This window comes from Streptomyces sp. NPDC127092, from assembly GCF_042722475.1.
GTDB lineage: Bacteria > Actinomycetota > Actinomycetes > Streptomycetales > Streptomycetaceae > Streptomyces.
On sequence record NZ_JBHXFE010000017.1, the window covers coordinates 66,861 to 92,367 of the forward strand.

At 74.2% G+C, this 25,507-nt stretch carries 19 protein-coding genes; all 19 read left to right on the forward strand.

The window, feature by feature from the left end; genetic code table 11:
- Positions 1 to 117 precede the first annotated feature (117 nt).
- A complete protein-coding gene (locus ACFWJO_RS16545) occupies positions 118 to 1,719 on the forward strand; it encodes a phage tail sheath family protein (RefSeq protein ID WP_386865630.1) in 1,602 nt (533 codons plus the stop codon).
- A 35-nt stretch (positions 1,720 to 1,754) separates the two neighbouring features.
- Complete coding sequence (locus tag ACFWJO_RS16550; protein WP_384409790.1) at positions 1,755 to 2,195, forward strand: phage tail protein; 441 nt, start codon at positions 1,755 to 1,757, stop codon at positions 2,193 to 2,195.
- Positions 2,192 to 2,749, forward strand: a complete 558-nt coding sequence (locus ACFWJO_RS16555; protein ID WP_386865632.1) for a hypothetical protein — start codon at positions 2,192 to 2,194, stop codon at positions 2,747 to 2,749. Before ACFWJO_RS16550 ends, ACFWJO_RS16555 begins: the two co-directional genes overlap by 4 nt.
- On the forward strand, positions 2,746 to 2,904 hold the full coding sequence (locus tag ACFWJO_RS16560; protein ID WP_386865634.1) for a DUF6760 family protein: 159 nt from the start codon (positions 2,746 to 2,748) through the stop codon (positions 2,902 to 2,904). The genes ACFWJO_RS16555 and ACFWJO_RS16560 overlap by 4 nt, the downstream gene beginning before the upstream one ends.
- A 2,947-nt stretch (positions 2,905 to 5,851) precedes the next feature.
- Positions 5,852 to 6,307, forward strand: a complete 456-nt coding sequence (locus ACFWJO_RS16565; protein ID WP_386865635.1) for a hypothetical protein — start codon at positions 5,852 to 5,854, stop codon at positions 6,305 to 6,307.
- Positions 6,308 to 6,345: 38 nt separating this feature from the next.
- Positions 6,346 to 6,771 carry a phage tail protein gene (locus ACFWJO_RS16570; RefSeq protein ID WP_386865637.1) on the forward strand — a complete coding sequence of 142 codons (426 nt, stop codon included), beginning with the start codon at positions 6,346 to 6,348 and terminating at the stop codon, positions 6,769 to 6,771.
- A 177-nt stretch (positions 6,772 to 6,948) separates the two neighbouring features.
- Positions 6,949 to 7,674: a LysM peptidoglycan-binding domain-containing protein gene (locus ACFWJO_RS16575; RefSeq protein WP_386865639.1), complete on the forward strand. Its 726-nt coding sequence runs from the start codon at positions 6,949 to 6,951 to the stop codon at positions 7,672 to 7,674.
- Positions 7,671 to 9,488, forward strand: a complete 1,818-nt coding sequence (locus ACFWJO_RS16580) for a VgrG-related protein (protein ID WP_386865641.1) — start codon at positions 7,671 to 7,673, stop codon at positions 9,486 to 9,488. Before ACFWJO_RS16575 ends, ACFWJO_RS16580 begins: the two co-directional genes overlap by 4 nt.
- A 235-nt stretch (positions 9,489 to 9,723) precedes the next feature.
- Entirely contained in the window at positions 9,724 to 10,041 is a 318-nt protein-coding gene (locus tag ACFWJO_RS16585; protein ID WP_386865643.1) for a PAAR domain-containing protein, read from the forward strand.
- Positions 10,041 to 10,463, forward strand: a complete 423-nt coding sequence (locus ACFWJO_RS16590) for a GPW/gp25 family protein (RefSeq protein ID WP_384409806.1) — start codon at positions 10,041 to 10,043, stop codon at positions 10,461 to 10,463. The genes ACFWJO_RS16585 and ACFWJO_RS16590 overlap by 1 nt, the downstream gene beginning before the upstream one ends.
- Positions 10,463 to 12,538 (forward strand): putative baseplate assembly protein, encoded by a 2,076-nt coding sequence (locus ACFWJO_RS16595; protein ID WP_386865645.1) that lies wholly within the window; start codon positions 10,463 to 10,465, stop codon positions 12,536 to 12,538. The genes ACFWJO_RS16590 and ACFWJO_RS16595 overlap by 1 nt, the downstream gene beginning before the upstream one ends.
- The gene (locus tag ACFWJO_RS16600) at positions 12,535 to 13,122 is read left to right on the forward strand and encodes a phage tail protein (RefSeq protein ID WP_386865647.1); all 588 of its coding nucleotides are present in this window, start codon (positions 12,535 to 12,537) and stop codon (positions 13,120 to 13,122) included. Before ACFWJO_RS16595 ends, ACFWJO_RS16600 begins: the two co-directional genes overlap by 4 nt.
- A 1,222-nt stretch (positions 13,123 to 14,344) precedes the next feature.
- Positions 14,345 to 14,965 carry an NADase-type glycan-binding domain-containing protein gene (locus ACFWJO_RS16605; RefSeq protein WP_386865649.1) on the forward strand — a complete coding sequence of 207 codons (621 nt, stop codon included), beginning with the start codon at positions 14,345 to 14,347 and terminating at the stop codon, positions 14,963 to 14,965.
- A gap of 576 nt (positions 14,966 to 15,541) precedes the next feature.
- Positions 15,542 to 16,891 carry a sugar transferase gene (locus tag ACFWJO_RS16610; RefSeq protein WP_386865651.1) on the forward strand — a complete coding sequence of 450 codons (1,350 nt, stop codon included), beginning with the start codon at positions 15,542 to 15,544 and terminating at the stop codon, positions 16,889 to 16,891.
- 52 nt (positions 16,892 to 16,943) lie between these two features.
- The gene (locus ACFWJO_RS16615; protein ID WP_386865653.1) at positions 16,944 to 18,065 is read left to right on the forward strand and encodes a Gfo/Idh/MocA family protein; all 1,122 of its coding nucleotides are present in this window, start codon (positions 16,944 to 16,946) and stop codon (positions 18,063 to 18,065) included.
- On the forward strand, positions 18,062 to 20,278 hold the full coding sequence (locus tag ACFWJO_RS16620) for an aminotransferase class I/II-fold pyridoxal phosphate-dependent enzyme (protein ID WP_386865655.1): 2,217 nt from the start codon (positions 18,062 to 18,064) through the stop codon (positions 20,276 to 20,278). The genes ACFWJO_RS16615 and ACFWJO_RS16620 overlap by 4 nt, the downstream gene beginning before the upstream one ends.
- Positions 20,275 to 20,985 carry an acetyltransferase gene (locus ACFWJO_RS16625; RefSeq protein WP_386865657.1) on the forward strand — a complete coding sequence of 237 codons (711 nt, stop codon included), beginning with the start codon at positions 20,275 to 20,277 and terminating at the stop codon, positions 20,983 to 20,985. The genes ACFWJO_RS16620 and ACFWJO_RS16625 overlap by 4 nt, the downstream gene beginning before the upstream one ends.
- Complete coding sequence (locus tag ACFWJO_RS16630) at positions 20,985 to 22,100, forward strand: DegT/DnrJ/EryC1/StrS family aminotransferase (protein WP_386865659.1); 1,116 nt, start codon at positions 20,985 to 20,987, stop codon at positions 22,098 to 22,100. Before ACFWJO_RS16625 ends, ACFWJO_RS16630 begins: the two co-directional genes overlap by 1 nt.
- Positions 22,101 to 22,213: 113 nt before the next feature.
- A complete protein-coding gene (locus ACFWJO_RS16635; RefSeq protein ID WP_386865661.1) occupies positions 22,214 to 25,468 on the forward strand; it encodes a DUF4082 domain-containing protein in 3,255 nt (1,084 codons plus the stop codon).
- Positions 25,469 to 25,507 lie beyond the last annotated feature (39 nt).

Genomic DNA, 25,507 nt, shown 5'->3' on the forward strand with positions numbered 1-25,507 from the left:
CCGGGAGGGCAGTCCCGCTGCCCCCGCGCAGGTCCGCCCGCACCTGTCGCCCTGACGGCCCGGCGGAAAAGCTGGGACCGCCACAAGTGACAGAAGTGACAGAACGAAGGAGCGAGCATGCCGACGTACCTCACCCCGGGCGTGTACGTGGAGGAGGTGCAGTCCGGTGCTCGCCCGATCGAAGGGGTCGGCACCGCGGTCGCCGCGTTCGTGGGCTTCGCACGCGGCGGGCCGTTCCACGAGCCGACCCTGGTCACCAACTGGGACCAGTACACGCAGGTGTTCGGCGGCTTCGCGGACGGCGCCTATCTGCCCCACGCCGTCTACGGGTACTTCGCCAACGGCGGCGGCGCCGCGTATATCGTGCGCGTCGGCAGCCAGGCCTCCGAGGGCGGGGCGGGAGCGGCGTCCGCCGCCGCCGGCGGTCCTCAGGAGGTCCCGGCCGGCCGGCCCGTCGAGCTCGGCGGCTTCCTGGTCTCCGCCAGGCCCGGCGTCAGCGGCGTGTCCGTGGAGATCGCGGACGTGGAGGGCGACAACCCGCCCGAGGACCGCTTCAAGGTCCTGGTGCGCCAGGGCGACCAGGTCGCCGAGACCTACGAGGTCTCCACCCGCAAGAGCGTCAAGGGCTACTTCGTCACCCAGACCCGCGGCTCGAAGCTGATCGAGGTCGCCGAGCGCCGCGACGGCACGCAGACCCGGCCCGAGAGCCGGACGGTCGCCCTGCCCGACGCCGCCGCCCCGGCCACGCCGGCCACCCCGGCCGCACCCGCCGCTCCTGCCGCGCCGGCCGGCGGACCGGTCCCGGCCCGCCTCGACCCGGCGGAGTACGTCGGCGACGCGGGCGCCCGCACCGGCTTCGCCGGTCTGGAGACGATCGACGAGATCACCATGGTCGCGGTGCCGGACCTGATGAGCGCCTACGAGCGCGGTGCGATCGACGACGAGGGCGTGCGCACCGTCCAGCTCGCGGTCATCGCGCACTGCGAGCAGATGGGCGACCGGGTCGCCGTCCTGGACACCCCGCCCGGCCTCAACGCGCAGGCCGTACGCCGCTGGCGCCAGGACGAGGCGGGCTACGACTCCCGCTTCGCCACCCTCTACTACCCGTGGGTGCGGGTCTTCGACCCGGCCTCCGGACGCAACACGACGGTCCCGCCGAGCGGTCACGTCGCCGGCGTCTGGGCGCGCAGCGACGCCGAGCGGGGTGTGCACAAGGCCCCCGCCAACGAGGTGATCCGCGGCGCGGTGGACCTGGAACTGCGCCTCAGCAAGGGCGAGCAGGACCTGCTGAACCCGATCGGCGTGAACTGCGTGCGGGCCTTCCCCGGCCGCGGCATCCGGATCTGGGGCGCCCGCACCCTCTCGTCCGACCCGGCCTGGCGCTACCTCAACGTGCGCCGTCTCTTCAACTACCTGGAGGAATCCATCCTCCTGGGCACCCAGTGGGTGGTCTTCGAGCCGAACGACGACCGGCTGTGGTCCAGCATCCGGCGCAACGTCACCGCCTTCCTCACCGAGGAGTGGCGCCGCGGCGCGCTGTTCGGGCGCACGGCGGCGGAGGCGTTCTACGTCAAGTGCGACCGCGACAACAACCCGCAGGAGTCGATCGACCAGGGCCGGGTGGTCTGCGAGATCGGCGTCTCGCCCGTGAAGCCCGCCGAGTTCGTGGTGTTCCGGCTGGCCCAGTTCTCGGACAGCACCAGCCTCATCGACGAGTGACCCGCGGGTCCGCAAGGGAAGGTTGACAGACACACATGGCAACGGGCGATGCTCTTTCCACCCACGTCTTCGGCGTGCAGCTCGGGGGTTACCTGGTCGAGTCGATCCAGGAGATCAGCGGGTTCACCGTCGAGGAGGACGTCGTCGAGGTCAAGCAGGTGACCTCGGAGGGCAAGCAGATCATCCGCAAGCAGCCGGGAGCCCGGCAGGCGGGCGAGATCACGATCACCCGGGGGCTCGACCAGAGCAGCGAGTTCACCAACTGGATCAAGGAGACCCTGAACAACGGGGCCGTGAACGCCGCTCGGCAGAACCTCACGATCGAGATCAAGGACACCGAGGGCAACACGGTCCGCCGCATCCAGCTGATGCAGGGCTGGGCCTCCAAGTGGGAGGGCCCGTCCCTCAAGGCCGGCGAGTCGTCCGCGGCCACCGAGACCGTGACGATCGTGTTCGAGGAGATCGTCGTCGAATGAGGCGCCGTACGGTCACAGCGGGCAACCTGGAGGAGTTCCTCCAGGCCACCGCGCCCGCCCCGGCCGCGGCCGGGACCGGGCCGGGGCCCGGAGAACAGCCGGCGCACGCCGCACCCCCGGCAGCCCTCCCGGGAGCCGCCCCGGCGACGGCGCCGTCGGCGGCCCCGCGCGCGGCGGACCACGGACTGCGCACCGAGTTCGAGTTCGAACTGCCGCGGGGCTACGTGGACGAGGCCGGCACCGTGCACCGGCACGGGTCCATGCGGCTGGCCACCGCCCGGGACGAGCTGCGCCCGCAGATCGACCTGCGGGTCAAGGAGAACCCCGCGTACCTGAGCGTGGTCCTGCTCAGCCAGGTGATCACCCGGCTGGGCACGATCACCGACGTGCACGCGGGGGTCGTGGAACGGATGTACGCCACGGACGTGGCCTTCCTCCAGGACTTCTACCGGCGCGTCAACAGCGAGGGCCACACCCGCGCCGCGGTGACGTGCCCGCACTGCGAGGGCGGCTTCGAGGTCGACCTCTCCGGTGGGCGCCTGGGGGAATCGTGACGTACGCCCTCCCCCGGCTGCGGGAGGAGATCGCGTACATCGCCTACCACTTCCACTGGCAGCGGGACGAGATCCTCGACCTGCCGCACCACGAGCGGCAGGAGTGGGTCACCGAGATCGCCCGCATCAACACCCGCGTGAACGAAGGCGGTTGAGTACATGGCATGGCGGGACTGGCTGCGTCGGCGGCCCGTCGCGCCGGAGACCGCCCCCGTCCCACGGGCGGCGGCTTCCGGTGCCGCGGCGGACGCCGCCCCGCGCTCCGGCGTACCCGGAGACTGGGACGGCGGCTGGCGCGTGACGTCGCCGCCGCCCCTCACCGTCTCGCGCGCCCCGCTGGGCGTGAGCGACGGGCTCGCCTTCCGCGACGGCCTGGCCGCGTGGCAGGACCCGTCCTTCGACAGCGGCCTCGCCCACGCGCTGCTGCCGTCGGCCCCCTCCGGCGTGGTCCGCGGCGTGACCCGCCCGGCCACGACCCGGGGCGTACCCACCGGCGGCCCCCTGCTGCTGCGCGCGGTGCGACCCCGGTACGGCGCGGAGGCCGGGCCGGAGTCACCCGCCGGGACGGGCGCGGGTACGGATACGGGTACGGGCACGGGTGCGAGCCCTGGTGCGGGTACGCGCTCGGCGGGCGCACCGGTGGTGACGCCCGACGCCGAGCGTCCGGACCGTGGCGGATCCGGGCACGCCCGCGCCACCGCTCCAGTGGGCCCCGTCGTCGCCCGCGCCACCACACGGCAGACGGACGCCCCCGGCGCCCCCGCCGGGAACGGCTCGGGCCGGTCCGGCGACCGGGCACGGGCGGGAGGTACGACCCCGACCGCGCCGAGCGGTGCCACGACGCCCGCCAAGGGCAGCAGGGGCTCAGGTTCCGCAACCGGCCGCGCGGCCGGTGGAGGTACGCAGCGGAGTACGGCTACCGACTCCGCACCGAACGGCGGGACTAGCAGGGCCAGTTCGGCCGGACGGACCGGCGAGCCGGGCGACGCGGCGGCGAGTGCCGCACGCGGCCGCACGGCCGGTGGAAGCACGCAGCGGAGTACGGCTACCGACTCCACACCGAACGGCGGGACTGGCAGGGCCAGTTCGGCTCGGCGAACAGGCGAACCGGGCGACGCGGCGGCGAGTGCCGCACGCGTCCGTTCCGCCGGTGGAAACATCCAGCGGAGCCGGGCGAACGGATCGACGCCGAACGACGGTGCCGGCGCGGGCGGTTCGGTCCGGCGGCCGGGCGGGTCGGGTGACGCCGCGGCGGGTGCGGGGCATGGCCGCGCCGCTGATGGTGGCGACCGGCTGAGCCGGGCGACCGGCTCGACCGGCGGGTCGGCCGGTCTTGCGCCTGCGGGCTCGACGGGGGCCCGTCGCGAAGCCGGTGGCTCCGCCGCGTCCGTGCAGCGGGCCCAGGCGTCCGGCCCTGCCGCAGGCGACGGCAGCGGAGCCGGGACCACCGGTTCCGCCGGGCAGCAGCTCGCGACGGGCGACTCCCCGTCCGGGTCCCCGTCACGTCCCACGAGCGACGCTGTCGTGCGGCGGGCCCGGCTCGCCGACTCCACACCTGGTGGCACCGGGCGGCAGGGCCCGGCCGGGGAGACCCGGGGACTCGTGTCCCCGGACTCCCCCGCCGTCCTCGGCATCGTCCAGCGCTCCGCGTCCGCGGACGCGGCCCGGCGCGGGCACGTGCTGCCCGGCCTCCCGCTGGTCCGCCGGATCGCGGTGGTACCGCCGGCCTCCACTGCTGGAACCGTGCCGTCCGCCGCAGCCGCCGCACCGGGGTCCGTCCCCCGCTTACAGCGCGCGTCGGCGCACGCCGAACGGGCGGAGTCCACTCCGCCGGAGACCGCTGCCGAGCCGGCACGCACCGTCGTGCGCCCGCGCGGTGTCGGCCGGACGCTGACCGTCGCGCACGGCCCCGCCGTACCCCGGCGCCGGGTGACCGTCGTACCGCACACGGCCACCTCGCGACACGCGGACGACCCGTCCGCGCCACCGTCCGTCCAGCGCAAGGAGGGACGGGCCCCGCTCGCCGCGTCCGACGTTCGACGACCGCCCGCCGCAAGGCCGCCGGCCGACGAGACGTCGGCCCTCAGCAGCCCGTCTCCGGCCGTGCCCGTTCTCCGGCACTCGGAGGAGGGGGCGGCCAACGGCCCTGGCGTGCTCGCCCGGCCGGGCGCTGCCGCGACCGGGGAGTTCCCGGGCTCCGCGACGCCCGCTTCGGCGCCCACGATGCCCGTCCTCCAGCGCACCACGGGACAGCCCGGGGACGGTCCCGCCGCCCCTCGCCCGGCCGCAGGGCTCGGGGCGCCCCTGACCCGTCTTCCCTCCACGGCGAGGCCGCTCACCGGTCACGGGGCGGCGGCATCGCCGAGGAGCGCGACGGAGGCATCAGCCGACAGCCCTGCTGCGCCAGATGCACCCCGTACACCCACCACACCCGCCACACCCGCCACACCCATCACGTCCGTCACATCCGTCATGCCCGCGCCGATGCCGGTCCTCCAACGCGCTGTGGAGGAGGCGTCCTCGGACGGCCCGGCCACGGCCGGGCGGCTCGTGCCTCCGCATCGGGCCGGGCTCGGGGCTCCCCTGCCGGCCATGCCGGCGAGCGCGGCGAAGCCGACGGCGCGGTCCGTGGACCTCCGGAAGGCGGGCGCGGCCCAGACCGGTGCCTCCGCCGCCTCACGGGGCAACCGCGGGACCGGTCCGGTGGGTTCCCGTCACGGTGTCAGCGGCGGCGGAACACACACCGCGCCGCCGCTCGTCGTGGCGCGCCGGGTGGACGGCCCGGGTGTGGTCCCGCGTCACACGCCCGTCGCGTCCCACGGTCTCCGACTGCTCGCGAACCGGACCCTGACGCCGGGACTCGATGCGCCGGTGCCCGGTCCTCACACGGCAGCCGGGCCGCGGCGGGCCGCGGACGCCCGTCCCGTGGTCCCGGTCCGCTGGACCGCCTCCGACCCGGCATCCGCCGCGTCCGCCCCTCCCATCGTGTCCGCGCCTCCCACCGCGTCCGGCCCGTCCACCGCGTCGACCCCGTCCCTCGCACCCGGATTTCCCGGGTCGCCCGCCTTGCAACGCGCGGCCGTAGCCCGGACGGCGTCCGCGGTGCCCGTCGCTCCCGTTCCGCCCGGTTCCCGCGTCGCGCGGCCCGCGCCCGGGGCGCCGCACGCTTCCGCTCCCCTGCCCGTCGCCGGACCGCAGGCGCCGGCCGTCGTCCGGCCGTCCCCGGCCGGCTCCGCTCAGGCGCCGCCGCCCACCGGCGGGGCGCGGCACGTGCCGGTGGTGCTGCCCCGGGCGGCCTCGACGCCCGCCGTCGCGCCGGTGCAGCGGGCCGCGCCCGCGACGCACCAGGGCGGCGGTGCCGCGTCCGTCGCGGCACCCGTCGCGGCGTCCGCCTCGCCCGGGCGGAAGGGCGGCACCCCCGCCCCGCAGGCTCCGGACCACCACACCGACCTGGACGACCTGGCGCGCAAGCTGATCGAACCCGTCTCGCGGCTGCTGCGCGCCGAGTTGCGGCGCGGCCGGGAGCGAACGGGCCGACCCTTCGACGGACGCCGCTGAGCACGCGGACGACGCACGAGAAACGGACCACGGAACCGATGACCGACAACATCTTCGCGACCAGCGTGTTCTTCCGGCTGGCGATCGGCGGCAACGACCTGGGCGCCTTCAACACCTGCTCCGGCATGGGCGCCGAGGTCGAGATGGAGAGCTACGCCGAGGGCGGCAACAACGGCTTCACCTGGCAGCTGCCGGGGCGCGTGACCTGGTCGAACATCACCCTCACCCGGCCGGTGACGGCCGACACGGCGAAGATCGGGCGCTGGCTCGACGAGACGCTGCGGAAGGTCGAGCCCAAGGACGGCGAGATCGTGGCGCTGCGGCCCGACCTGAGCCGGATCATCAGCTGGCAGGTGTTCGGGATCGTGCCGGTGCGCTGGCAGGGGCCGTCGTTCGACCCGGCCAGCTCGCAGGCCGCGGTGGAGAGCCTGGAGATCGCCCACCAAGGCCTGCTGCCCAGCTGACCCCGTGCCCCCTCCCGTAGGCCTCGCAGGCCACCGACGTTCTCCGCGAACCCCCGTGGCCGAAGGCTCGGAAGGCCCGGAAGGCCCCGAGGGCCCCGAAGGCCCCGAAGGCCCCGAAGGCTCTCGTAGAAGGCACCCCTTCCCCCGTTCCCGTCCCTCCGGAAAGGAGTCCCCGCCATGGCCCCATCGGCTCGCGCCGGCCGCGCACGGGCGCAGCTCACCCTCAAGGAGCCTCCGGCTTCCGTCGGGGCCAGGCCCGGCGGGACGATCGCGCGGCTCGACCTGCAGTTCAACCCCTCGACGCTGCAGCTCGGCAAGACCACCGAGTGGCGGCGGTCGCCGTCCCGGATGGCCGGGCAGTCGGCGCTGCCCGAGTTCGTGGGGAGCGGGCCGCGGACGCTCAGCCTGGAGGTCTTCCTCGATGCCACCGCCACCCACGACAACTCGGTGGAGCAGGCGGTGGAGAAGCTGATGAAGGCCTGTGTGCCGACCCCGGCCAGTCTCGGCCGCAAGAAGCCGGCGAGTCCGTGGGTGCGGTTCGAGTGGGGCAACGCGCGGACGACGTCGTTCGACGGGGTGCTGTCGAACCTCTCGGTGTCGTACACGCTCTTCGACGTGGACGGGAAGCCGCTGCGGGCGACGTGCGCGCTGTCCATCGAGGAGGCGAGCGTCGACCCGCCGGGCCAGAACCCGACGTCGGGCTCACGCACCGCGCGCAGCACGCACACGGTGGTGGCGGGCGACAGTCTGGCGATGCTCGCGTGGCGCGAGTACGGGGACGCGACGGCCTGGCGGGTCATCGCGGAGGCGAACGGGATCGACGATCCGATGGCCCTCGTCCCGGGCACCGAACTCGTGGTGCCGGGGCTGCTGCGGGACGCGGATGCCGAGGAGGAGCGATGAGCGGGTCCGAGACCGGGGGGCGGTCGTTCGCGGCCGATCCGATCGTGGAGGCGCCCGGTGAACTGCCGCCGGTCTGGGCCGCGCAGCTGGTGAGCTGCGTGGTCGACGAGAACGTGGGGCTGCCGGACACGGCGGTGCTGACCTTCCGCGACCCGGACCACGAGTTGCTGCAGGTTACGGGGATCACGATCGGCACGGCGCTGCGGGTCTCGGTGGTGACGGTCAGGGGCCAGGCGCGCGAGCGGCTGTTCAGCGGCGAGGTCACCGCCCTGGAGATCGACCGGGACCGCACCGGCTCCTTCACGGTGGTGCGGGCGTACTCGAAGGCGCACCGGCTGCAGCGCGGCCGGAAGGTGGTGGCGTACCGGAACATGACGGCGTCCGCCATCGTCCGCAAGGTGGCGGCGGGTGCGGGCCTCGCGGTCGGGAAGGTGGAGGCCGCGCCGGTGACGTACCGTCAGTTGTCCCAGGCGAACGTGTCCGACTGGGAGTTCCTGCAGTACCTGGCGGGCGAGAGCGGCGCGCACGTGCGGGTGGACGACAAGGGCGTGCTGCAGTTCACGAAGCCGGTGAAGGCCTCGGGCGCCCCGGCGCCGTCGACCTCTGCCGTCCGTGACCCGATGGTCCTGGAGTACGGGCGGAACCTGCTGGCCCTGCGGGCGGCGCTGTCGGCGGCCGACGGTGCCGCGAAGGTGCGGGTGCGCGGCTGGGACACGACCACCAAGCGTCCGTTGCTGGCCGAGAAGCCGGCGGTGGTGAGCGACACGGTGGTGCCGGGGATGCGCCCGCAGGCCGCCGCCGTGTTCGGCGCGCCGGTCGTGACCGTGGCGGACACCCCGTACCGTACGCAGGCGGAGACGGCGGCGGTGGCCGACGCGACGGCCGCGCAGGTCAGCGCCGGTTTCGGGGAGCTGGAGGCGCTGGCCGAGGGCAATCCGATGCTGCGGGCGGGCAGGCCGGTGGCGCTCGGCAACGTGGGGCAGGCGTTCTCCGGCCGGTACACGGCGACGGCCGTGCGGCACGTCCTGGAGCCGCACGGCGGCTACCGCACCACGGTGTGGGTCAGTGCCGGCGCCGACCGTTCCCTGACCGGTCTGGTCACGGGCGCCGACGCGCCCGGCCGTGGGGCGCGCATGCCCGGACTGGCGATCGGGATCGTGACGGACGTGCGCGAGCCGGACGGCTCGCAGCGCGGCGCGGTGCGGCTGAGATTCCCGTGGCTGGACGACACGTACGTCACCGACTGGGTGCGGACGGTCCAGTGGGGCGGCAAGGGCGGGGGCGGGGTGGTGAGCCCCGAGGTGAACGACGAGGTGCTCGTCGGCTTCGAACAGGGCCTGCTGGACAGCCCGTATGTGATCGGCGGACTCTACAACGGGGTCGACCAGCCCTCGCCGCACGACGTGCCGCTGGTCGACCGGACGAGCGGCAGGGTCAACCGCCGTTCGGTGGTGTCGCGTTCGGGCCACCGGGTGGAGCTGCTCGACGCTCCCGCGCCGGGCCCTTCGGGGCTGCGGCTCGTGACCGGGGACGAGCGGCTCGAAGTGCGCATGGACGACCGGCGCGACCGGATCGAGGTCACCGTGTTCGCCGGGAAGAACCGTCCGCTCAGCTCCGTCGTCCTCGACCGGCAGGGCATCACGCTCGACGCCGGGCAGGGCGCCGTGAAGCTGACGGGCCGCCAGGTGGACATCGGCGCCACGGCCGGCGTGACCGTCGACGGCCGGACGGTGAAGGTGGCCGGCAGCGCGGACGTCACCGTCGACGGCGGTCTGCTCGCCGTGCTGAAGGCCCGCCTCGTCAGGATCAACTGAGGTGCCGCCCGTGCCCGTTCCGATGCGCGGGACCGCCGCGCCCCGCGCCGCCGCCTTCGGCCCCGTCGCCACCCGCGCACCCTCCGCTCTGCTCGCGCCCTCTGCTTCCCGCGCACCCTCCGCTCCCCTCGCACCCTCCGCTCCCCTCGCACCCTCCGCTCCCCTCGCACCCTCCGCTCCCCGCGCACCCTCCGCTTCCCTCGCACCTCCTCGTACCGACATCCAGGAGTCCGTGATGCCAGCCGCAGCCCGTCTCGGCGATCCCACCGACCACGGCGGCCGGGTCGGCACCCCGCCGCCGGCCGCCGCCAGGAGCGTGGCGACGGTGCTGATCGGCGGGCTGCCCGCCGCCGTCACCGGCAGCCTGCACGTCTGCGTGGTCCCGCCGCACGCGGCGCTCGGGCCGGGCAACGTGCTCCTGCCCGACCCGGCGGCGGCCGCGACCGGCCCGGTCCTCATCGGCGGGCTGCCCGCCGCACGCGCCCGCGACCGGACGACCTGCGGCGCGACGATCCTGACCGGTGCCGTGAACGTCCTGATCGGGGGCGCGTGATGAGCGAACGGTTCATCGGCCGCGGCTGGGCGTTCCCGCTGCGCGTCGGGCCGACCGGCGGGATCGCCATGGTCGAGCGGGAGCGGGAGCTGGAAGAGGCGATCCGGCTGATCCTCGGCACCGCACCCGGGGAGCGCCCGATGCGGCCCGAGTTCGGCTGCGGCATCCACGAGTACGTCTTCGCGCCGGGCGACGGCGACACCGCCGGGCGGGTCGCGCAGCAGGTGCGCGAGGCGCTGGAGCGGTGGGAGCCGCGGATCGCGGTGGACGAGGTCGTCGTGGCCTTCGACTCCGTGGACGCCGGCACCCTCTACATCGACGTGCACTACACCGTGCGGAGCACCAACGACCGGCGCAACCTGGTCTTCCCCTTCTACACGATCCCCTCCGAGGAGGGGGCCGAGGAAATGGTCGCGGACTGATGACCCTGCCCTCCCCCAATCTGGACGACCGACGGTTCCAGCAGCTCGTCGACGAGGCGAAGCGCTATGTGCAGCAACGCGCACCCGAATGGACCGACCACAACGTCTCCGATCCGGGCGTCACGCTGATCGAGACCTTCGCCTATCTGGTGGACCAGCTGCTGTACCGGCTGAACCGGGTCCCGGACAAGAACTACCTGGCCTTCCTCGACCTGTTGGGCATCCAGCTGTTCCCGCCGACGGCGGCGGTCGCCGAGGTCGACTTCTGGCTGTCGGCGCCGCAGCCGGACACGGTGACGCTGCCCGCGGGCACCGAGGTGACGACGGCGGCCGGTGACACCGAGGAGGGAGTGGTCTTCGCGACCGCCGAGGAACTCCGCATCGTCCCGAGCGAGTTGACGCGGCTCCTCACCGCGCCCCGGACGGGCGAGCAGACGGACCGGACGGCCGAGCTCGCCGAGCGGCGGGACATCCCGTGCTTCCAGGCGGCGCCGGAGCCCGGCGACGCGCTGCTGTTCGGGCTGCCGACCGCGGTGCCGCGCTGTGTGGTCGTGGTGCGCCTGGACAGCCGGGTGCAGGGCGTGGGCGTCGATCCGCGTCAGCCGCCGCTGGTGTGGGAGGCGTGGGACGGCGGGCGCTGGCAGCGCTGCGAGACCGGCGACGACACCACCGGCGGTCTCAACCGTCCGGGCGAGGTGATCGTGCACGTGCCCGCCGGGCACCGGGCGTCGCTGATCGGCGGTACCCGGGCGGGCTGGCTGCGCTGCCGGGTGACCGAGGCCGAGCCGGGCCAGCCCTTCTACTCGGAGTCCCCCACGGTGCGCGAGGCCGAGGTCTTCACCATCGGCGGCACGATGACCGTCGAGCACGCCGAGACGGTGACGGACGTGCCGCTCGGCGTCTCCGAGGGCGTGGCCGGGCAGCGGTTCCGGCTCGGCCGGCCCCCGGTGCTGCTCGACGGCGAACCGCCGGTGGTGGAGGTGTCCTCGGCAGACGGGTGGCAGCGCTGGGAGGTGGTGGAACACTTCGGGCGCTCCGGCCCCGAGGACCGGCACGTCCGGGTGGACGCCACGACCGGCGAGTTCTCCTTCCCGCCGGTGCTGCGCGAGCCGGACGGCACGCTGGGTGCGCGCGGCGCCGTGCCGCCCAAGGGCGCCCGGATCCGGGTCCCCCGCTACCGCACCGGCGGCGGCCCGGCGGGCAACGTGGCGCGCGGCGCGATCTCCGTGCTGCGCAGCTCCGTGCCGTACGTCGCCCGGGTGGACAACCGGGAGGCGGCGCGGGGCGGTGTCGCCGGGGAGACGCTCGACAACGCGAAGCTGCGGGCGCCGGAGGCGCTGCGGATGCAGGAGCGCGCGGTGACCGCCGAGGACCACGAGATCATCGCCCGGCAGGCGGCGCCGTCGGTGCGCCGGGTGCGCTGCCTGCCGTACGCCGGCGACGGCGGCGCGGATGGCGGGACCGCCGGACACGGCGGGACCGACGGGCACGGCGGGACCGACGGGCACGGCGGGCACGGCGGGCACGGCGGACAGGGAGGGAACGGCGGGCAGGGCGGGAACGGCGCCGTGCGGGTGCTGGTGGTGCCGGACGCCGTCGCCGACGAGGGCGACCGGCTCCGCTTCGAGCAGCTGATCCCCTCCGACCAGGTGCTCTCCGCGATCACCCGCGCCCTCGACGAGCGGCGCCTCATCGGCACCCGGCTGGTCGTGGAACCTCCCGTCTACCAGGGCGTCACCGTGGTGGCGCGGCTCTCGGCGCCGGCGGCGGAGGCCGACCGGGTCCGGGACGCCGCGCTCGCCGCCCTCTTCCGCCACCTCAACCCGCTGCGCGGCGGACCGGAGGGCACGGGCTGGCCGTTCGGGCGGCCGGTGCAGTACGGGGAGCTGTTCGGCGTGCTCCAACGCGCCGTGGGGGACGTCCTGGTGGAGGACATCCGGATGTTCGCCGCCGACCCGATCACCGGGCGGCGTGGCGCGCCGGTCGACCGGATCGACCTGGGTCCGGGCGCGCTGGTCTTCTCGTACCAGCACCAGGTGGTCGTCACCGCCACGGACCCGGAGGTACGGTCATGAGCCGGGCAGCCGTCCCCGGGCTGCCCAGCAGGTACCCGATCGGCGAGCAACTGCCCGCGCTGTACGCCGAGGACGACTTCGCCCAGCGGTTCACGGCCGGGCTCGACACGGTCCTGGCGCCGGTGTTCGCGACGCTCGACAACCTGGCGGGCTACTTCGACCCCCGGCTCGCCCCGCCCGACTTCCTGTCCTGGCTGGCCGCCTGGGTGGGCGGCGCCGACGACCCGCGTCGGCCGCTGGAACTCCGCCGCGAGGCGGTGGCCCGCGCGGTCGAGCTCCACCGCCTGCGCGGCACCCGCCGCGGCCTGGTCGAGGCGCTGCGGCTGGTCCTCGGCGTCGCGGCGGACGTCAGCGGCGACGGAGGCGCGGTCTGGTCCGCCACACCGGGCGGCGCGACACCGCCGCCCGTCGGGGAGTCGGTGCTCGTACGGGTCTGGCCCGAGCGCACCGCTGACGTCGACGCCGACCGCGTCCACGCCCTGGTCCGCACCCTGTGCCCGGTCCACACGCGCTGCCGCGTGGAGATCCTGCCGGGCCCACCGGCCGACGAGGAGGAGGTGGAGGAGAGTGATCGCCGTGCGTGAATGCCCCGCATGCGGGGCCGCCAACGCCCCGACGGACGACTTCTGTCACAACTGCGGCGCATACCTGGCCTGGTCGGACGAGAGCGGCGGGCCCGGGCGGGGGCGGAGGGACGCGGGGGCGGGCGTATCGGACGCCGGTTCCGGTGCTGGGGGCGGTGCCGGGGCCGGGGGTCGGCCGGAGGCCTCCGAGGGCGCCGCAGCGACAGCCTCGCCGAGTGGCGCGCAGGAGGCCGGGAGCTCCGCCCCGGCGCCCGAGCCCGTGCCGGAAACCGCACCCGAGGCACCGACCCGTGCACCGGAGCTCTCGGACTCCGAGGCGGCGCGGCGGCAGACGGCTGGCGCGCCCCGCGCTGCGGGCGCGACCACTGCCGGAGCGGACGGCGCGCAGGGGGCTTCCGTGCCCCAAGCCACTGAGCCGGCAGGCACGACGCCGAGCGCCGGAGGTACCAAGGCAGCACGGCCGACGGCGGCCGAGGGACGTTCGGCCGAGGCGGCCGGCCTGCAGAGGCCGAGCACGACCGGACGGCCGCCCGGCGAACTCGCCCCCGGTGGGTCCGCGACGGCCGAGCGCCCGGTGGGCGAGGGGGCACCGCCCTCGCCGGACACCGCGCCGCACGGGCCCGGCGGACCTTCGGCACCGACCCGCCCCTCGGCCGCTGCCTCGCACCCCGCCGACCGGCCCGCCGGCCCGCCGGTAACCCAGGAGTCCCGGCCCGGCGAACGCGCCGGCGGCGCTCTGGAGGCACCAACCGTCGAGGCGTCCGCCGACGCGCCGCACGCCCTGCCGTCGCAGCGCGCCGATGCTCCCCCGGCGCCGCCCGGCGCACCCCGGCCCGTACGGAACGAGCCCGCGCCCGCGCGCGGGACCGGCGCGGCGGCTCCGCATCCATTGGACGGCACACCACGAGCCGAGGCTCCGGGCGCGGCACCGGCGCACGAAGAGGCGCACACCGGCCGGACCTCCGCCGACGCGCGCCGGCCCGCGCCCGAACCCGTCCGCCCCGCCCCTGCGGCCGCAGCGCCGCCTCCGCCGCGGCGGCCCTCGGCGTCGCCTGCCGCGGGCGGCTCTCCCGGGCCCGTCCAGCCCGCGAGGGCCGTCGCCTCGCGGCCGGTGGTGCGGCAGGTGTCGGTGGCGGAGGACACGGCGGGGCCGCCGTGCCCGGCGTGCGGGACGCCGAACGCGCCGGGGCGGAACTTCTGCCGGCGGTGTGCGGCGCCGCTCGTGCCGACGACGGCCGCGGCGCCGCTGCCCTGGTGGCGGACGGTGTGGCCGTTCCGGCGTCGGGCGCGGGGTGGTTCGGGGCGGCTCGCGCGGTTCCTGACGGTGCTGTTCGTGGTGCTGGCCCTCTGCGCGGCGGGGTTCCTGCTGCTGCCGGCGGGGCGGCAGCTGATCGAGGACACCCGGGACAAGCTGGGCAAGGCCAAGCCGGTGACGGCGACCGGGGTACGGGCGAGCGCCGAGGTGCCGGGACACGAGGCGACGGCCAGTACGGACGGGCTCAGCAACCGCTACTGGGGCGCGCCCGGTTCCGGCGCCTCGGTCACGTACAGCTTCGCCAGGCCGTTCCGGCTGGTCGACGTGATCGTGACCAACGGCGCCTCGTCGGCGCCGGAGGCGTACGCGCTCCAGGGGCGGGCGCTGCGGATCGAGATGGAGGTGACGACGAAGGACGGCACGGTCGAGCGCAGGACGCTGCACCTCAGCGACAAGGCGGGCCCGCAGACCTTCCCCACCGGCATCAGCGACGCCACCACGATCCGTCTGACGCTCGGCTCCCCCGCCGGCCTGACGGGGAAGCGTCATCTGGCCCTGGCGGAGGTGGAGTTCTTCCAACGCGGCTGAAGCGCGCGCCGCGTCCCCTTCCCGGTCCGCCTGGGGGTCGTACGGCAGGACCCGAAGGCCTTCCGGGCAAAGGCGCGCCACCGCCCCAGGCCGCGGCCTCGAAAGACCTCAACTGATTGCCCGACTCTTACAGTTCCTTCAAGTATCGGTAGGAGTTTCACACAACTCCTGGATGGCCTGCCCTAGTTGGTCTAGATTGAGCGCTGCCGAACCCGCTCGGTCGCGAACACACTCGTGTCCCGGGCGGTTTCTGCGTCCTGTGCGGACCCGGCCGTGGCTGGGGAGACTTGCGACTCGGTCCGCACCGTTCAGTCAGGCGGAAGAGCCGCGTACCCTCGTCGACCTTCGCTGCCCTTCCCCTGCCCGTGAGTCGTGCGCCCGCGGGCGAATCGGGGGAAAGGGCCGCGAGGGTTCAACGGGGTGCGCGCGAAGCGCCCTTGGGGGGAATGGATGACCGTCCTGCCGGTCACGCATGAGCGGCACCGTGTCGAATCCACACATGTCGACATCCCACGCCCGTGGTGGCGGAGGAGGCATCAACTGGCACTGCTGGCCGCGGACACGACGGCCGCGGCGGTGGCCGCCCTGTTCGTGCTGCGGACCGGCGGGCACTACTGGCCGGTCGTGGTCGTGCTGCCGCCGGCCTGGACCGCACTGCTCCAGGTCCACGGCGGCTACGCGCGCGGCCAGCTCGGATCCGGCACGGCGGTGTACCGGCGGGTGCTGCGCGGTGCCCTGGTGCTGCCCGCCGTGGCCGCCGTGCTGGGCTGGGGGCTGGCCCGCGACCCGGACCTGATGTACGGGATGATCCTGGCCGCTCCGGCGGCCGCCGCGCTGTCGCTCGTCGCCCGGTTCGCGCTGCGGCGCCGGCTGCGCGAGCACTGGGCGCGGGGCCGGCGCCGTACCACCGCGGTGCTCGTCGGCCCTTCGGCCGCGGTGGCGGAGCTGCTGACCGCCCTGCTGCGCGACCGGCGGCCCGGGGCCCCGGCGGCCTCAGTGCTCCAGGGCATGGACATCGCAGGGGTGTGTCTGACCGATCCGGTGAACGAGGCCGCGGTGGACCGGTTCGGCGTCCCCGTTCTTGGCGGGGTCGACGAAGTACCGGGCGCGATCCGGGCGTTCGGCGACTCCAGTGCCGTGGTGGTGCTGCCGTCGCCGGAGATCGACGCGCCGCTGCTGCGCCGGCTGGCGTGGAGCACGGCCGCCGCCGGCGGCGACTTCCTGATCGCGCCGGCCTTCGGCGACGTGGCCGCCTCGCGCCTCGAGGTGCGGCCGGTCGGCGGGGTGCCGCTCATCCACGTCCGTGCGCCCCGGCTCTCGCGGCTCGCCCGGCTCCCCAAGGAGGTGGCCGAACGGCTGATCGCCGCGGTGCTGCTCCTGCTGCTCTCGCCGCTGATGTTCGCGGTGGCGCTCGCCGTGCGGCTCGGCAGCAAGGGGCCCGCGCTGTTCCGGCAGGTCCGGGTGGGCCTGCACGGCAAGCAGTTCACGATGCTGAAGTTCCGTACGATGCGGACCGACGCGGAGGCCCGCCGGGCCGAGCTGGCGTCCGCCAACCACAACAGCGACGGACTGCTGTTCAAGGTCCGCGACGATCCGCGGGTCACCCGGATCGGCGCCACCCTGCGGCGCTACTCGCTGGACGAACTCCCGCAGCTCATCAACGTCCTGAGCGGGCGGATGGCGCTGATCGGGCCGCGGCCGCCGCTGCCCGAGGAGGTCGCGGGCTACAGCCACGAGATCCGCCGCCGGCTGCTCGTGAAGCCCGGTCTCACCGGCCTGTGGCAGGTGAGCGGCCGCTCCGACCTGCCGTGGGAGGAGGCCGTCCGGCTCGACCTCGCGTACGTCGACAACTGGTCGCTCGGCCTCGACGCCGTGATCCTGCTCCGCACCGGCCCCGCCGTCGTCCGCGCCACGGGCGCCTACTGAGATGCGCGCCCACCTTCCCGTAGAACCGCCCGCCCACATGGAGGGGAACACCTTGAACGACGCCGACCGGCACGACGAGCGGCCGGGACAGGCCCTGGGAGTCGCCGTCATAGGCGCCGGCTACTGGGGGCCCAACCTGGTGCGCAACTTCCAGGCCAGCGACCGGTTCCGGCTGCGCTGGCTGTGCGACCTCGACGTCGCACGCGCCCGTCGGGTCCTCGGCGGTTACTCCACCGTGCAGGCCACGGACGACTACGCGGCGGTGCTCGCCGACCCGGAGGTCGCCGCCGTCGCGGTCGCCACCCCGGCCGGCACGCACCTGGACGTGGCGCTCGCCGCGCTGCGGGCCGGGAAGCACGTCCTGGTCGAGAAGCCGCTGGCCACCACCTACGCCGACGGGGCACGGCTGGTGGCCGAGGCGGAGGAGCGCGGCCTGACCCTGATGTGCGACCACACGTACTGCTACACGCCGGCCGTCGCCAAGATCCGCGAGCTGGTGCACGAGGGAGCGCTCGGCGACATCCACTACGTCGACTCGGTGCGCATCAACCTCGGCCTGGTGCAGAAGGACATCGACGTGCTGTGGGACCTGGCCCCGCACGACCTGTCGATCCTGGACTTCATCCTGCCGGAGCACGTGGAGCCGGTGGCGGTGGCCGCGCACGGCGCGGACCCGATCGGCGCGGGCCGGGACTGCATCACGTACCTGACCCTCCAGCTCAACACGGGGGCCATCGCGCACGTGCACGTCAACTGGCTCTCGCCGACCAAGGTGCGCACCACGATGGTCGGCGGTGCGAAGCGCACCCTGATCTGGGACGACCTGAACCCGGCGCAGCGCGTCGCGCTCTTCGACCGCGGGGTGGACCTGGCGACGCCGCAGGACCTGGGTGCGGACGAGCGCCGCGAGGCCCTGATCTCGTACCGCAGCGGCGACATGGTCGCGCCCGCGCTCGGCGAGAAGGAGGCGCTGCGGAGCATGGTCGACGAGTTCGCGGCGGCGATCACCGAGGGGCGGGCGCCGCTGACCGACGGGCGGGCGGGGCTGCGGGTGCTGGACATTCTGGAGGCGGCCTCGCGGAGCCTGGAGTTCCGTGGCGCGGTCGTCGGCCTGCGGACCGGTGCCGACCGGTCCCTGAAGAACGCTAACGAAGCAACGGGGGAACGGCGTTGAGCGACATTCGGGACAAGCGGATCCTGGTCACCGGCGGGGCCGGCACCATCGGCTCCCATGTGACGGACCTCCTCGTCGAGGGAGGTGCGCGCGAGGTCGTCGTGCTCGACAACTTCGTGCGCGGCCGCCGGGCCAATCTCGCGCGGGCCATGGCGAGCGGCCGCGTCCGGCTGGTCGAGGGGGACATCCGTGACGCGGCGACGGTCCGCGGGGTGACCGAGGGCGCCGATCTGGTCTACCACCTGGCCGCGATCCGGATCACGCAGTGCGCGGAGGAGCCGCGGCTGGCCAACGAGGTGATGGTCGACGGCACGTTCAACGTCCTGGAGGCCGCGGCGGCGGCCGGGGTCGGCAAGGTGATCGCCTCGTCCTCGGCCTCCGTCTACGGGCTCGCCGAGTCCTTCCCGACGGACGAGCGCCACCACCCTTACAACAACGACACGTTCTACGGCGCGGCGAAGGCGTTCAACGAGGGCATGCTGCGCAGCTTCCACGCCATGTACGGCCTGGACTACGTGGCGCTGCGCTACTTCAACGTGTACGGCCCCCGGATGGACATCCACGGCCTGTACACGGAGGTGCTGATCCGCTGGATGGAGCGGATCGCGGCGGGCGAGCCGCCGCTGATCCTCGGCGACGGCACGCAGACGATGGACTTCGTGGAGGTCCGGGACATCGCCAGGGCCAACATCCTCGCGGCCCGCGCCGACCTGACCGACGAGGTGTTCAACATCGCTTCGGCGACGGAGACCTCGCTGCGCGAGCTCGCCGACGCGCTGCTCGACGTGATGGGCTCGGACCTGGAGCCGGTGCACGGCCCGGCGCGCGCGGTCAACGGCGTGACCCGGCGGCTCGCCGACACGACACGGGCGGAGGAGCGGCTCGGCTTCAAGGCCGAGCTCGACCTGCGGACCGGTCTGAAGGACCTGGTCGACTGGTGGCGGGCCGAGAAGGGCGCGACGGCGACCGACGCGGAGAAGGCGGCCGAGCAGGCGGCGGGCAAGGCCACCCAAGAGGCCGCCGGACAGGGCGCCGGAGAGGCCGCCGAAACGGCCGCCGAGGAAGCCGCCGCGGCGCCGGTGCGGATCCCGGTGATGGTGCCGTGGCTCGGCGAGGAGGAGGCGACGGCCGCCGCCGAGGCCGTGCGCTCGGGCTGGGTCGCCCAGGGGCCGCGCGTCGCCGCCTTCGAGCAGGCCTTCGCGGAGCGGGTCGGCGCCCGGCACGGCGTGGCCGTGAGCTCCTGCACGACGGCCCTGCACCTGGCGCTCGTCGCGCTCGGGCTGGGTCCCGGCGACGAGGTCGTGGTGCCGTCGCTGTCCTTCATCGCCACCGCCAACGCCGTACGGTACGTGGGCGCCGAGCCCGTCTTCGCGGACGTGGACCTCGCCACCGGCAACCTCACCGAGGCCACCGTGGACGCGGTGCGCACCGGGCGCACCAAGGCCGTGCTCGTGGTCCACCAGGCCGGCGTGCCGGCGGACGTCTCCGCGCTGCGGGCGGCGTGCGAGGGCTGGGGGCTGCCGCTGGTGGAGGACGCCGCCTGCGCGATCGGCTCGACCGTGGACGGCGGGTCCGTCGGGCGCGGCGCGCTGCTCGCCGCCTGGTCCTTCCATCCGCGCAAGCTGCTCACCACCGGTGAGGGCGGCATGATCACGACGGACGACGCGGACTGGGCGGCGCGGCTGCGGCGGCTGCGCGAGCACGGGATGAACGTGTCGGCGGCCGAGCGGCACGCGAGCGGCACGCCGGTCCTGGAGAGCTATCTGGAGACCGGGTTCAACTACCGGATGACCGACATCCAGGCCGCCGTCGGCCTCGCCCAGCTGGACAAGCTGGACGCGCTGGTCGCCCGGCGGCGCGAACTCGCCGCACGGTACACGGAGTTGCTCGCAGACGTGCCCGGCCTGGAACCGGTGCGGGACCCGGCGCACGGCCGGGGCAACTTCCAGTCGTACTGGGTGCTGCTCGCCGAGGACTTCCCGGTGGGCCGCGACGCGCTCCTCGCCCTCCTCGCCGAGGCCGGGGTGTCGGCCCGCCGGGGCATCATGGCGAGCCATCTCGAACCCGCCTACGCGGGACACCCGGCGGCGCCGCTGCCGGTCACCGAGCGGATCAGCCGCGACTCGCTGATCCTGCCGCTGTTCCACACCATGACCGAGGAGCAGCAGGACCGCGTGGTCGCGGTGCTGCGGGAAGCGACGGCACGTCCATGAGGAAGAAGCTCGTCATCATCGGCGCCGGCGGCTTCGCGCGGGAGACCGCGCAGGCCGCCCTCACCGCCGGCCTGCACCTGGCGGGTCATCTCGACGACGACCCGGCCCTGTGGGGCACCAAGGTCGACGGCGTGCCCGTGCTCGGCGGCACCACGCTCGTACGGGAGCTGCGCGACGTGTCCTTCGTGGTGTGCGTGGGCAACCCGCGCGACCCCGCCGCCCGGTCCCGGCTGGTGGACCGGCTCGCGCTGCCCGAGGAGCGCTACACCTCCGTGGTGCACCCCACGGCGATCGTGTCGGCGACCTCGACGTTCGGCCGGGGCACGGTGCTGCTCGCCCACACCGTCCTCACGGCGTCCGTGCGGCTGGGCCGCCATGTCGCGGTCATGCCGCAGACCGTCCTCACCCATGACGACGTCATCGGCGACTTCGCCACCCTCGCCTCCGGCGTACGGGTCGGCGGGGGCGCCCGGATCGGCCGCGGCGTCTACCTCGGGGCGGGAGCGCTGGTCCGCGAGAACACGGAGATCGGCGACGGGTCGCTGATCGGCATGGGCTCCAACGTCCTCGGCAACGTGCCGCCGGGCGAGGTGTGGGTCGGCAACCCGGCCCGCCGCCTGCGCGCGACGGAGCCGGGGGTGGACCAGCTCCCGGCGGACGGCGGCGACGCTGCTCAGTGGGCCGACGCACAAGGAGAACTCGGCTGATGAACCCCATTCCCCTGGTCGACCTGAAGGCGGCCCACGCGGAGGTCGACGAGGAGATACGGGCCGGTTTCGACCGGGTCCTCTCCGGCACCGCGTTCATCGGCGGCGAGGAGGTCGCCGCGTTCGAGCGGGAGTACGCCGCCTTCGGCGGTGTGGCGCACTGCGTGGGGGTCGCCAACGGCACGGACGCCCTGGAGCTGGCGCTGCGGGCGAGCGGCGTCGGGGCGGGCGACGAGGTCGTGCTGCCCGCGAACACGTTCATCGCGACGGCGGGCGCCGTGGCCAGGACCGGCGCCCGCCCGGTGCTCGCCGACTGCGATCCGGGCACCCTGCTGCTCGACCCGCGGGCCGCGCTCGCCGCGGTCACCGGCGCCACCCGTGCGGTGGTGCCGGTGCACCTGTACGGGCAGTGCGCGGACGTCGCCGCGCTCGCGGACGCCCTGCCCGGAACGGTGCGGATCGTGGAGGACGCGGCGCAGAGCCAGGGCGCCAGCCGGGACGGCCGCACGCCGGGCAGCGGCGGCATCGCCGCCACGAGCTTCTACCCGGGCAAGAACCTGGGCGCGTACGGCGACGCGGGCGCGGTCGTCACCGACGACGAGGAGGCGGCGGCCCTGGTGCGGGCGATCGCCAACCACGGCGGCGTGGCGAAGTACCGGCACGACGTGCCCGGTTTCAACAGCCGGCTCGACGGTCTGCAGGCCGTCGTGCTGCGGGCCAAGCTGCGCCGGCTCGCCGCGGGCGACGCGGCGCGGCGGACGGCCGCCGCCCGCTACGACGAGCTGCTCGCCCCGCTCGCCGACGCCGGGCGGGTCGTCCGCCCGGTGACGGCCGGCGGCAACGTGCACGTGTGGCACCTGTACGTGGTGCGGGTGCCGGGCGCCGACCGCGACGCCGTGGTGGGCAAGCTGAACGCCGACGGCATCGGGGCGGGCGTGCACTACCCGACGCCGGTGCACCTGACGCCCGCGTACCGCCATCTCGGTTACGAGCGCGGGGACTTCCCGCACGCGGAACGGGCGGCCGACGAGATCCTCTCGCTGCCGCTCTTCCCGCAGATCACCCACGACCAGCAGCGGCGGGTCGTGGACGCGCTGGTGAACGCCCTGGACTGACAGGGCACGTCCGCCACTGACGGGCCGGTCACCTTCCCCAGGACCGGTCCCAGGGGCCGCTCCCCCACCCCGGCCGCAGGCCGGGACCTGCACTGCCCGTGAAAGGTACAGCGATGCAGAACCACTACCGCCGGGCCAGGGGCGCCGTGTTCGCCCTGGCCGCGGCGCTGACAGCGATATTCCTGCCGGCGAGCGGGCAGGCGAGCGCCGTCGCCGACCCCTGCGGCACGGGCAGCAACCCGATCGTCTGCGAGAACTCCAAGCCGGGCACGCCCATGTCCGACTGGTTCGCCGGGAGTTCCTGGGGCGACATCGCGGGATTCCCCACGAAGATCAGTCTCCAGCCCGGTGAGACGCTGCCGTTCAAGGTCCAGTCCCCGTCGCCGTACCACGTGAAGATCTACCGGCTCGGCTGGTACGGCGGCGACGGCGCACGGCTGATGTCCACACCGGCGCAGGCCGCGCAGACCTACCCGGCCACCTACGGCTCGCAGCGTCCCGCGTGTCTGAAGGACCAGCCGACCGGTCTGATGGACTGCGGCAACTGGGCGACCACCGCGAGCTGGACGGTGCCGAGCGACGCCGTGTCGGGCCTCTACGTCGCCAACTTCGACCAGGCCGACGGCAACGGACTCATGCCGTACCCGTTCGTGGTCCGCAACGACTCCAGCCGCTCCGAGATCCTGGTGCAGACCTCGGACCAGACGTGGCAGGCGTACAACGACTGGGGCGGCACCAATCTGTACGACGGCCAGGGCCCCGCGCCCGACGGGCGTGCGTACAAGGTGAGTTACAACCGTCCGATGGACATCGGCGGCGAGAACGGCATCTACGGCTCCGAGTACGAGATGGTCTCCTGGCTGGAGCGCAACGGCTACGACCTGAGCTACGTCTCCGGCCTGGACACCGCCACCCGGGGCGCCTCGCTGCTCGCGAACCACAAGATGTTCATGTCCCACGGACACGACGAGTACTGGACGCAGGAGCAGTTCACCAACGTGCTCAACGCACGGAAGGCGGGCCAGCACCAGACCTACTTCGCCGGCAACGAGATCTTCTGGAAGACGCGGCTGGAGCCGAGCATCGACGGCAGCGGCACGGCGAACCGGACGCTGGTCTGCTACAAGGAGACCAAGCTCAAGTTCCCGACGCCCAACGGCGTCCCGGACCCGAGCAACGTGTGGACCGGTACCTGGATGGACCCGGACAGCACCCGGGAGGGCGAGCCCTACCGGCCGCAGAACATCCTCACCGGCTCGCTGTTCCAGGTGAACGGCCCGCGCAACGACGCCATCACCGTGCCCGCCGCCTTCGCGAAGATGCGGCTGTGGCGCAACACCTCCGTCGCCGGTCTCACGGGCAACCAGGTCGCCACCTTCCCGACCGGGACCCTCGGCTACGAGTGGAACAGCGACGTCGAGAACGCCAGCCGTCCGACGGGCCAGATCCGGATGTCCTCCACCACGGTCGACATCAACGACGGCAACTACCTGCTCGACTGGGGCAACAACTACGGCAACGGCACCGCGACCCACAGCCTCGTCGCCTTCCGTGACCCGACCTCGAAGGCGCTGGTCTTCGGCACCGGCACCGTCCAGTGGTCCTGGGGCCTCACCAACGTCCCGACGGCCGACCCGGGCGGCGGCGTGGTGACCGAGGACAAGCGGATGCAGCAGGCCACCGTGAACATCCTGGCCGACATGGGCATCCAGCCGAAGTCCCTGCAGACCGGCCTGGTCCCGGCGACCGCCTCCACCGACACCGCGGGTCCGGCGGTCACCGTCACCAGCCCCGCCGCGAACGGCTCCGTGCCGGCGCTCCGGCAGATCACCGTCACCGGCACCGCGGCCGACTCCGGCGGCGGCGTCGTGGCCCGCGTGGAGGTCTCCACCGACGGCGGCACCACGTGGAAGGCGGCCGAGGGCACGGGCTCCTGGAGCTACAAGTGGACCCCGATGACGCCGGGCCCGGTCCAGCTCAAGGTCCGTGCCGTCGACGACAGCGTCAACATCGGCGCCGTCACCACCGTGCCGCTCACCGTGGCCGACCAGCAGTGCCCGTGCACCGTGTGGCCCGCCTCGGCCGCCCCGGCCAAGCCCAACGGCGGGGACGGCAGCTCGGTGGAGCTGGGCGTGAAGGTGCGCAGCTCGGTCCCCGGCACCATCACCGGCGTCCGGTTCTACAAGTCGACCGCGAACACCGGAACCCACAAGGGCAGCCTGTGGTCGTCCTCCGGCCAGCTGCTGGCCTCCGGCACCTTCACCAACGAGACCGCGTCGGGCTGGCAGGAGCTGAAGTTCGCGAGTCCGGTGCCGGTGAAGGCCAACACCACGTACGTGGCCTCGTACTTCGCGCCCAACGGCGGATACGCCTACGACGCCCACTACTTCACCGACAAGGGCGCGGGGCTCGCCCCGCTGACGGCGCTGCAGTCCGGCACGGACGGCGGCAACGGCGTCTACCGGTACGGCTCCACGAGCGGCTTCCCGTCCCAGGCCTCCTCGGGCAGCAACTACTGGGTCGACGCCGTCCTGGAGACGGGCTCGGCCAGCACGGCCCCGCCCACGATCACCGCCCGCACGCCGGCGCCCGGCGCGACCGGGGTGTCCATCACGGCCCCGGTCTCGGTGACCTTCGACCGGAGCATCGACGCGAGCACCCTGGCCCTCACCGTGAAGGGCCCCGGCGGCACCGCTGTCCCGGGCCGGGCCGCGCTCGACGGCGACGGCAGGACGGCCGCCTTCACGCTCAGCAGCCAGCTGGCGCTCGGCACCACGTACACGGTGTCCGTGCAGGCCGCCGACCTGTGGGGCAACGCGATGGCCGAACCGGTGACCTGGACCTTCACCACCGGCTCGACCCCGCCGCCGGCGAACTGCCCGTGCACCCTGTGGAGCGCGGAGACCGTGCCCACGAAGGCGGCGGAGACCGGCGACGGCAACTCCCTGGAGCTGGGCACCCGGTTCCGGTCCGCGCTCGACGGCAAGGTCACCGGGGTCACGTTCTACAAGGGCGCGACCAACACCGGCACCCACACCGGAAGCCTGTGGAGCGACAACGGCACCCTGCTCGCCACCGGGACCTTCACCAACGAGACGGCGACCGGCTGGCAGCGGATGACCTTCGCGACTCCGGTGGACATCACGGCCGGGACGACGTACGTGGTCTCGTACCACGCCCCGAACGGCAACTACGCCGCCGATTCCGCCTACTTCGCGGGCTCGCACCTCAACTACCCGCTGAGCGCACCGGCCGACTCGGCGGAGAGCCGCAACGGCCTCTACCGGTACGGCGCTTCGACCGTCTTCCCGAACAGCTCCTACAACGCGACGAACTACTGGGTCGCCCCGGTCCTCACGACCGGCTGACCCTGACCGACCGACCGAACGAAACCGGGGAACGCACCA

Excerpts from the sequence above, each read along its gene's own strand:
- ACFWJO_RS16545 (WP_386865630.1), top strand. The coding sequence starts at position 118 with ATGCCGACGTACCTCACCCCGGGCGTGTACGTGGAGGAGGTGCAGTCC.
- ACFWJO_RS16550 (WP_384409790.1), top strand. The coding sequence starts at position 1,755 with ATGGCAACGGGCGATGCTCTTTCCACCCACGTCTTCGGCGTGCAGCTC.
- ACFWJO_RS16555 (WP_386865632.1), top strand. The coding sequence starts at position 2,192 with ATGAGGCGCCGTACGGTCACAGCGGGCAACCTGGAGGAGTTCCTCCAG.
- ACFWJO_RS16570 (WP_386865637.1), top strand. The coding sequence starts at position 6,346 with ATGACCGACAACATCTTCGCGACCAGCGTGTTCTTCCGGCTGGCGATC.
- ACFWJO_RS16575 (WP_386865639.1), top strand. The coding sequence starts at position 6,949 with ATGGCCCCATCGGCTCGCGCCGGCCGCGCACGGGCGCAGCTCACCCTC.
- ACFWJO_RS16580 (WP_386865641.1), top strand. The coding sequence starts at position 7,671 with ATGAGCGGGTCCGAGACCGGGGGGCGGTCGTTCGCGGCCGATCCGATC.
- ACFWJO_RS16585 (WP_386865643.1), top strand. The coding sequence starts at position 9,724 with ATGCCAGCCGCAGCCCGTCTCGGCGATCCCACCGACCACGGCGGCCGG.
- ACFWJO_RS16590 (WP_384409806.1), top strand. The coding sequence starts at position 10,041 with ATGAGCGAACGGTTCATCGGCCGCGGCTGGGCGTTCCCGCTGCGCGTC.
- ACFWJO_RS16595 (WP_386865645.1), top strand. The coding sequence starts at position 10,463 with ATGACCCTGCCCTCCCCCAATCTGGACGACCGACGGTTCCAGCAGCTC.
- ACFWJO_RS16600 (WP_386865647.1), top strand. The coding sequence starts at position 12,535 with ATGAGCCGGGCAGCCGTCCCCGGGCTGCCCAGCAGGTACCCGATCGGC.
- ACFWJO_RS16625 (WP_386865657.1), top strand. The coding sequence starts at position 20,275 with ATGAGGAAGAAGCTCGTCATCATCGGCGCCGGCGGCTTCGCGCGGGAG.
- ACFWJO_RS16630 (WP_386865659.1), top strand. The coding sequence starts at position 20,985 with ATGAACCCCATTCCCCTGGTCGACCTGAAGGCGGCCCACGCGGAGGTC.
- ACFWJO_RS16635 (WP_386865661.1), top strand. The coding sequence starts at position 22,214 with ATGCAGAACCACTACCGCCGGGCCAGGGGCGCCGTGTTCGCCCTGGCC.